Below are 4,338 nucleotides of genomic sequence, written 5' to 3' on the forward strand. Positions count from 1 at the left end.
AGCGGGCGTCGGGCCGGGGCGGGTGCGGGCTCGGGCTCGCCGGGTGGCTGGCGGAAGTCGGCGCCCTGCTCGACCGGCATCAGCCGGCGCCCACCCGCCTGGGCGGGTACGGGAGCGTCGGAAGCGGGCTCGGAGAAGGCGGGCAGTGAGGGCGGTCGACGGTCGGTCATGATCCCTAGTCTCCCAGGTCGTGAACAAAGCCAGGACCTCCGAGCAGGCGGCGACGTTCCTCGACTTCCTCGAACGCACCGGCTGTGCATGCTCTGGCGGCTCATCGCCTCCCGAGGCACACGACTCGCCTCCCGAGGCACACGACGCGGCGAAGGGTGCGGCGTCCGCCGGGAAGGTCACTCGGCCAAGGCTCGCTCGCCATCACCGCCCACCTCGTTCAGGGCGGCTGGGACAGCACTCAAATCCGTCTTGACGGCACTGCGTCCTGGAACGTGCTGTGGCAGGTGCGTACCGCAGCGAAATGAGGACACGTTCGCCGCTCCGGACATGGTCGTGGACGTCGGGGCATACGTCAGCTGACCTGGACACCGAGCGCAAGCGTCAACTCAAGGACGCGGTGCGGAGATGCGAGTTCCGGAAACAGCTCTCGCAACTGTGACATCCGGTACCGGACGGTCTGGGGATGGACGAACAATGCCGTTGCCACCTCGTCCCGCCTGCCCTGGTGCAGCAGCCACGCCCGCAACGTCTCCTCCAGCCGCCGCGCGGTCGCGGCAGGCAAGGTCCGCAGGGGCGCGAGGGCTCGGGCACGCAGGTCTGCAAACGCGTCCGCGTCGGCGCTCAGTACCAGCTCGGGCAGGTGGTCCTCCGTGTCGCGGATGTCGGAGGAGAGGGAGCGCGCGCGTACGGCTCGTGCGTAGGAGGCGGACGCACGAGTCCATGGCCGGGTCGGGCCGACCACGGCGGCGCGGTGGTGCAGCTGTCTCAGGAGATGTGCCCGGTCGGCATCGGGGACCAGCAGCACGCCCCAGGCGTCCGGCAGATCGTCGAGGACGAGCGTGTTGGGGTTGAGCGTGCGGTAGGCAGGCCGAGCCTGAGCGGCGGGCAGCAGCACCGCGGTCAGCGACACCGGAGGCTGCCACCCGGCCCGTTGCACGGAGGCTCGCAGCACGTCCGGGCTCGCGTCGGCGAGGAGGTCGCGGGCCAGGTGTTCCAGGTGGCGCTCGTGGGCCCGGCCCTGGGCGGCCAGCTCGTCGGCGTGACCCGCGGCGCTCGCGGCGGAGAGCTCGTCGATGTAGGCGAAGGTCAGCTCGGCGAACTTGGCGACCTCGGCGGCGGGCAGCCCTGCGTGTACGGCACCCGTGGCCAGGCATCGCCAGGCCACGCGGGCGCCGACGCGGTAGGCGCTGAGCAGGGCGTCCATCGAACGGCCCTCGCGGACCTCGCCGCGGCCCAGCTCGTAGGCTGCGTCATCGGCGTCGCCGCCTGTGGCGTTGCCGCTCGCGAGGTCCAGGTAGTGCCCCAGGGCTGTGCGTACGGCGCGGCGGATGATGCCGCCCATGCGGCCCGAAAGGGCGTTGGCGTAGGGAGGAACCTCGTCGATGATCGCCTGGACGATCTCGTCGGCGGTGGTCTTCAGCGCGGCCCGCAGCGCGGTGACCGTCGTCTCATCCAGGGTCAGCTCGCTGGCTCTCCGGATTGCATGGTTCATGTTTTGTTTCCTGCGAACAATTCAGCCGAACAGATTCACGTTCTGCGGACAGGACTTTACGCCCTGAGGCGCATCAAGGTGGAGTCATGACGAGTGCAGCCCTCCGCGGCAGGGCCTGGAAACTGCTGGAGATGGTCACGACGCCGCTGCTGCCGTCGGACTACCTCGACCTGGTCAGTCCGCTGCGTGCGGGCGCGGAACTGCGTGGGCGCATCGAGACCGTGCACCCCGAGACGGGTGACGCCGCGACCCTCGTGATCAGACCGGGGCGGGGGTGGCGCGGCCACACGGCTGGTCAGTATGTGCGGATTGGGGTCGACGTCGAAGGGGTACGTCTGTGGCGTGTCTACTCGCTGACCTCACCGACGGACCGCCGGGACGGCCGCGTCACGATCACCGTGAAGGCGATCCCGGGCGGCAAGGTCAGCAACCACCTGGTCCGCCGGGCGAAACCGGGCACACTGATCCAGCTCGACCAGGCGACCGGTGACTTCGTGCTGCCGAAGGCCAAACCCGCCAAGGTGCTCTATCTGACGGCCGGCAGCGGCATCACGCCGGTGATGGGCATGCTGCGCGACACCGAGTTCGACGACGTCGTCATGGTCCACTCCGCACCGCAGCCACAAGACGTGATCTTCCGCGACGAGCTGCACGCCCTGGTCGCGGACAAGAAGCTGCGCCTCACCGAGCTGCACACCGACACGGACGGCATGCTCGACATCGCCCGCCTCCACGAGCTCGTGCCCGACTGGGCCGAGCGGGAGACCTGGGCTTGCGGACCCGCGGGCCTGCTCGACACCGCCGAGGCGCACTGGATCGAGCACGGCGTCCAAGAGCGCCTGCACACCGAACGCTTCCGCCCCAGCATCGTCGTCTCCGGGGACAGCGGCGGCGAGGTCACATTCCGCACCACCGGCAAGACCGTCGACGCGGACGGCGCCACGCCGTTGCTGGACGTCGGCGAGGAGGCCGGCGTGCTCATGCCTTCCGGGTGTCGCATGGGCATCTGCTACGGCTGCGTCACACCGCTCAAGGCGGGGGCCGTCCGCGACCTGCGCACCGGCGAGATCACCGAGGCAGAGCCGGGCGTCCTCATCCAGACCTGCGTGTCCGCCGCGGCGGGCCCCTGTGATATCGAACGGTAGGAGAACCTTGACCGCCATTGACCCCACCGCCCACCTGAGCGGGGAGCAGATCGAGGAGCTTGGCCGAGAGCTGGACGCGATCCGCGACGCGGTGATCGCCGTCCGCGGCGAGAAGGACGCCGCCTACATCCGAAAGGTCATCTCTGCCCAGCGCAAGCTCGAACTGGCCAGCAGGGGCGTGCTGCTGTTCTCGGCCTTCCCGCCTGCGTGGCTGATCGGCACCGCCGGCCTGTCCGTGGCGAAGATCCTGGAGAACATGGAGATCGGCCACAACGTCCTGCACGGCCAGTGGGACTGGATGCGGGACCCGAAGATCCACTCCACTACCTGGGACTGGGATCACGTCTCGCCGGCCGAGCAGTGGAAGCACTCGCACAACGAGCTGCACCACACGTACACCAACGTGATCGGCAAGGACAACGACCTCGGTTACGGCATCATGCGCGTCGACGAGGACCAGAAGTGGCACCCGCTCCACCTCGGCCAGCCGCTGTGGAATTTCCTCAACGCCTGCTTCTTCGAGTACGGCATCGCCGCCTACGACCTTGAGCTCGGCAACAACCTGGACAAGCACCGCCGCAAGGACCCGGAGTTCCGTGCGCGGGCCAAAGCCGTCGGCCGTAAGATCCGCAAGCAGGTGCTCAAGGACTACGTGATCCACCCACTGCTGTCGGGCCCGTCGTTCCTCAACACGCTCGCCGCCACGTTCACCGCGAACCTGGTCCGCAACCTCTGGTCCCACTCGGTGATCATGTGCGGGCACTTCCCCGAGGGCGTGCAGGTCTTCGAGCGCCGGTCGATTGAGGGCGAGACGCGCGGCCAGTGGTACCTGCGCCAGATGATGGGTTCGGCGAACATCAGCGGCAGCAAGGCCATGCACCTCATGACCGGCAACCTCTCGCACCAGATCGAGCACCACCTGTTCCCGGACCTGCCGAGCAACCGGTACGCCGAGGTCGCGGTGAAGGTGCGCGCGCTGTTCGAGAAGTACGAGCTGGAGTACGTCACCGGGCCGCTGCCCAAGCAGGTGTTCTCCGCGTGGCACAAGGTCTTCCGGCTCTCGCTGCCGAACAGGAAGCCCAAGGTCAAGACGCCGGACCGCGTGCAGGAGCTCGTCGCGGCCTGATTCCCGGTGCTGGTTCGGATCTTTCGGCCCTACTGCTTCATTCCCGGAGATCGAATCCGGGAGCAGCCAACTGCCGGACGCGACGGCAGGACCCCGATCTCCCGACTGCGGGTCCGAGGTCTTGGCTGGCTAGGCGGGTGGGTGCGGGCGTTCCGGGGAGATCCGTTGCGCTGCGGCGGCAGCGTTTTGGGCGGGCAAGCGATGGAGACGCGCGTCGTCGGCCTCCATCAGCTCCACCTCCCCAGGACCTGTCTGATAATTGATCTTATGGTGGGCCGTGGTGAGCTGACCGATTCGGCGTGGGAGCGGATAGCGCGCTGTTGCTGGGTGTTGACGGGCGAGGGTGTCCATGGCGGGATCATCGGCAGGTGACCAACGGGGGTGGTGTGGCGGTTGCGGACCAG

General features: G+C 68.4%; 3 protein-coding genes and 1 pseudogene. 3 read left to right on the plus strand and 1 reads right to left on the minus strand.

The window, feature by feature from the left end; translation table 11 throughout:
• Positions 1 to 523 precede the first annotated feature (523 nt).
• Positions 524 to 1,663 carry a PucR family transcriptional regulator gene (locus ACJA3G_RS31370; protein ID WP_406556428.1) on the minus strand — a complete coding sequence of 380 codons (1,140 nt, stop codon included), beginning with the start codon at positions 1,661 to 1,663 and terminating at the stop codon, positions 524 to 526.
• 86 nt (positions 1,664 to 1,749) lie between these two features.
• Here ACJA3G_RS31370 and ACJA3G_RS31375 point away from each other — a divergent pair, with 86 nt between their 5' ends.
• The 3 genes and pseudogenes from ACJA3G_RS31375 to ACJA3G_RS31385 all read left to right on the plus strand — a co-directional run.
• The gene (locus ACJA3G_RS31375; RefSeq protein ID WP_406556429.1) at positions 1,750 to 2,808 is read left to right on the plus strand and encodes a ferredoxin reductase; all 1,059 of its coding nucleotides are present in this window, start codon (positions 1,750 to 1,752) and stop codon (positions 2,806 to 2,808) included.
• A gap of 7 nt (positions 2,809 to 2,815) precedes the next feature.
• Entirely contained in the window at positions 2,816 to 3,934 is a 1,119-nt protein-coding gene (locus tag ACJA3G_RS31380) for a fatty acid desaturase family protein (RefSeq protein ID WP_406556430.1), read from the plus strand.
• Between the two features lie 267 nt (positions 3,935 to 4,201).
• A pseudogene (locus ACJA3G_RS31385) lies at positions 4,202 to 4,338 on the plus strand (transposase); the annotation flags it as partial.

It is taken from the genome of Streptomyces sp. YS-3, from assembly GCF_045257485.1.
In the GTDB taxonomy this organism is placed as follows: domain Bacteria; phylum Actinomycetota; class Actinomycetes; order Streptomycetales; family Streptomycetaceae; genus Streptomyces.